This is a genomic window from bacterium (genome assembly GCA_040757115.1).
In the GTDB taxonomy this organism is placed as follows: Bacteria; UBA9089; CG2-30-40-21; order CG2-30-40-21; family SBAY01; genus JBFLXS01.
Map to the genome: position 1 here is coordinate 1 of JBFLYA010000314.1, position 3,809 is coordinate 3,809.

The 3,809-nt window shown below is 35.4% G+C and carries 3 protein-coding genes; all 3 read left to right on the forward strand.

What is annotated here, in order from left to right; translation table 11 throughout:
* Nucleotides 1-154: 154 nt before the first annotated feature.
* Nucleotides 155-619 (forward strand): PTS sugar transporter subunit IIA, encoded by a 465-nt coding sequence (locus tag AB1422_17735; GenBank protein MEW6621145.1) that lies wholly within the window; start codon nt 155-157, stop codon nt 617-619.
* A 410-nt stretch (nt 620-1,029) separates the two neighbouring features.
* On the forward strand, nt 1,030-1,992 hold the full coding sequence (gene hprK, locus AB1422_17740; protein MEW6621146.1) for an HPr(Ser) kinase/phosphatase: 963 nt from the start codon (nt 1,030-1,032) through the stop codon (nt 1,990-1,992).
* A 211-nt stretch (nt 1,993-2,203) separates the two neighbouring features.
* A complete protein-coding gene (gene pheA, locus AB1422_17745; GenBank protein MEW6621147.1) occupies nt 2,204-3,328 on the forward strand; it encodes a prephenate dehydratase in 1,125 nt (374 codons plus the stop codon).
* Nucleotides 3,329-3,809: the final 481 nt, after the last annotated feature.

The window sequence follows — 3,809 nt, forward strand, 5'->3', positions numbered from 1 at the left end:
TTCCACAATCAATTTCTACCTATTTCTATAAATTTCAATCTATTTCTATTATCTTATCTCCATATCACTCTTATCTCCTTATCCCCTTTCTTACACTTTTGATATATAGCCTGAACGGTTACCAAAAAATTTACCACCTAAAGGGAGGAAAAAAATGAAATTAGCTGAACTTCTAAGTGTAGAAGTAATTGAAACAGACCTAAAAGCCACCGATAAAGATAGCGTGTTAAAAGAATTGGTAGATTTACTTTTTAAGGCAGGGGAAATTACCAATAGGGAAAAGATTTTAGAGGCAGTGAAAGAAAGAGAGAAATTAATGAGTACCGGTATTGGTCATGGGGTAGCAATCCCTCATGCAAAATGTGAGGGAATAAATACATTACTTGCCGCTTTTGGCAGGTCAAAAAAAGGTATAGACTTTCAATCCTTAGATGGTGAGCCGGTGTATTTATTCTTTTTATTACTTTCTCCAGAAAATGTTACCGGCCCTCATATAAAGGCATTAGCTAAAATCTCAAGACTCCTTAAACATCACTATGTGCGTGAAATCTTGAAAACTGCTGAGACTTCAGAAAAAGCATTAGAATTAATCAGGCAAGAAGAAGCAAAACATTTATAGACAGTGAACAGTAGAATATAGAGATTGGCTCACTGACTACTTTAGGGTTCTGCAAAATAGGATTGGGGGGAGACAACAAATAAATATTAAATATCAAATATTAAATATCAAATATAAATATCAAATATAAATATCAAATATAAATATCAAAATGCAAAATTACAAATCAAATTTCAAAAAGGAAGTAGCAGGGTTTCTCAAAGAGTTGGAGGAATTTGGTAATATCTTTGCTTCAAGTATTTTAACGCTGAAATGTAGTAGATAGTTGATAGTTTATAGTTGAAGGACTATAAACTATAAACTATAAACGATAAACGAGTTTTGCATTTTGCTCTTTGGAGGAAATTGATAAAAATAGAGGTTTTAAATACCCGCTTAAAAACTACAGTTTCCTGGTTTTGCAGAACTCTATGACTACTTGTCAAAGGAGGAGTAAATTGACAGTTAGAGAAATGATAGAACAGAAAAAAGAATTAAAATTTGACATTATATCTGGTGCAGAGGGATTAGATAATGAAATTGTATCTCATGATATTAATCGGCCAGGGTTGGCTTTAGCCGGATATGTAGAATTCTTTGGTTCTAAGAGAATCCAGGTTCTGGGTAAAGGTGAAATGGCATATCTTAAATATTTAAATAATAACCAAAAAAGAAATATATTAGAAAAAATGTTTCAATATGAAATATCCTGTTTTATTATTAGCTGGGGACAGGAAGTGCCTGATGAACTAATAGAATTTACAACAAAACATAAAGTCCCACTTCTTCGCTCTCCACTTCCAACAGGAATATTGGTTGCACTACTTACTTTTTATTTAGACAAAATTTTTGCCCCGCAAATAACTACTCACGGCGATTTAGTTGAGGTTCACGGGGTAGGAGTTTTAATCCTGGGAGAAAGTGGGATGGGTAAAAGTGAATGTGCCATAGATTTAGTTGAACGAGGACAACGGCTTGTGGCAGATGATGTCGTGAGAATTAAACGCACCGGACCTGGTATCTTAATTGGATTTCCAGATGAGAAGATAGGATATCATATGGAAATTCGTGGTATAGGTATTATTGACATTAGGGAATTATTTGGTGTCGGGGCGGTCTCTCCTCAGGCTAAAATTGAATTGGCAGTAAAATTAGAGATATGGAACCCTCAAAAAGAATATGATAGATTAGGTATAGATGAAGAAATGATAGATATTCTGGGCGTCCAGATTCCTGAAATAGTCCTTCCGCTTCAACCAGGAAGAAATATCGCGGTGATTATTGAAGTAGCCGCAATGAATCAAAGATTGAAAAGGATGGGTAAATTCTCAGCAAAAGAATTTGATGAAAAATTACGCAAAAGACTACTTGAGAAAGTGAACAGTGAAGAGTGATGAGTGAAAAGTATGGAGAAACGCTCATGAGCCTGCGACTCACAAAGGATGATGAAAATTAATGGGAGAGAGATTGGAGTCATTGGTCATTAGTCAATGACCAATGACCAGTGACCAAAAGGAGATAAGCGTGAGGAATGATGTTTTCTTTACTTTTTACTTTCTACTCTCTACTTTCTACTTCCTTATTTTCAGGAAAAAGGGAGGATAAATGAAATCAAGAGGTAAAACAATGAAAAAACCTTCTATTCCAGAATTTAGTAATCAAGATAAAGAAAAACTAAATAACTATCGAAAACAAATTGACGAACTTGATAACCAGATTCTGGACATATTAAATAAACGAATAAAGATTGCCCAACAGATAGGGAAATTTAAAAGAGAAAGAGAAATCGAGGCTTACCAACCAGACCGCGAAAGGGAAATCTACGAGAGATTATGTGAAAAGAACAAAGGTTTATTCCCAAATAAAGCCCTGAAAGCCATTTATCGTGAAATTATGTCTGCCTCTTTATCCTGGGAAGAGACCCTAAAAATAGCCTACCTTGGTCCTGAGGCAACATTTACTCATCAAGCCGCTCTGGAGAAATTTGGTTCTTCCTGTGAGTATATCCCCAAAAAAACTATTTCAGAGATATTTGATGAGGTAGAAAGTGGTCGGGCGAATTATGGTGTCGTCCCGATAGAGAATTCATCTGAAGGCGTAGTAACTCATACACTGGATATGTTTATCGATTCCGAATTGAAAATATGTGCCGAGATTATATTAAAAATCTCCCATAATCTACTCTCAAATACCCATCTTGAAGATATTAAACGAGTTTATTATCATTCACAGTCCTTTGCCCAGTCAAGAATCTGGCTTGAAAATAATCTTCCTGACGCCGAGTATATTGAGGTTTCTAGCACGGCTGAGGCGGCAAAAAGAGCCTCTCTTGAAAAAACCTCAGCCGCTATTGCCAGTCAATTAGCAGTCTCTATCTATAACTTAAATATCGTCATTAAAGGCATTGAGGCTGGAAAAGAAAATTATACCCGATTTCTGGTTATCGGAAGAGAAATATCTGCTCCAACCTCTAATGATAAAACCTCTATCCTTTTTTCCATAAAAGATAGGGTTGGTGCCTTACATGATATGTTAATTCCATTTGCCAAATATAAGATTAACTTGACCAAGATTGAATCTCGACCTTCAGGAAAACAACCCTGGGAATATATCTTTTTCTTAGATTTACAAGGACATATCAAGGATAAAAATGTTCAGCAGGCATTAGAGGAACTAAAGGACCTATGTTTGGTTCTTAAACTCTTAGGCTCGTATCCGGTAGGAGAATAGAGATGTGACCATATACACTTCGAAAGCACGAAATAGAGAAAACACGAAATGACCCCGTGAGATATGTGTTTAACAGTTCAAAAGAGTTTGTATTCATCTTATGTAACGGGGTAAAAAAGAGAAAATATAAATTAATTCCTGATTATTTCGTGATTTCGTCTTTTCGTCTCTTCGTGGTAAAAAGGTATTTTTCAAGAAAACTTCCCCATACGACTGACGCTTTAAAAAAAATAAAAAATTTTTCTTGACAAAATAACAATAATATGGTATTCTGAATAAACAGAAAACAACAGAAAAAACAGGAGAAACGGACATGAGCCAAGGCTCACAAAGGGCAATGAAAATGGGAGAAGGACCCCCTTTATTAAGGGGGAATATGTGTTCTAAACCAGAGGATACGAGTCTGTGGATACTATACTAATTCGCTAATCTCTAATTCACTAATTCGCTATTTTCAGGGGAAACGCTCATGAGTCTGCGA

What these genes read in the sequence shown, in the direction of transcription:
- AB1422_17735 (MEW6621145.1), top strand. Translation starts at nt 155, where the DNA reads ATGAAATTAGCTGAACTTCTAAGTGTAGAAGTAATTGAAACAGACCTA.
- hprK (MEW6621146.1), top strand. Translation starts at nt 1,030, where the DNA reads ATGACTACTTGTCAAAGGAGGAGTAAATTGACAGTTAGAGAAATGATA.
- pheA (MEW6621147.1), top strand. Translation starts at nt 2,204, where the DNA reads ATGAAATCAAGAGGTAAAACAATGAAAAAACCTTCTATTCCAGAATTT.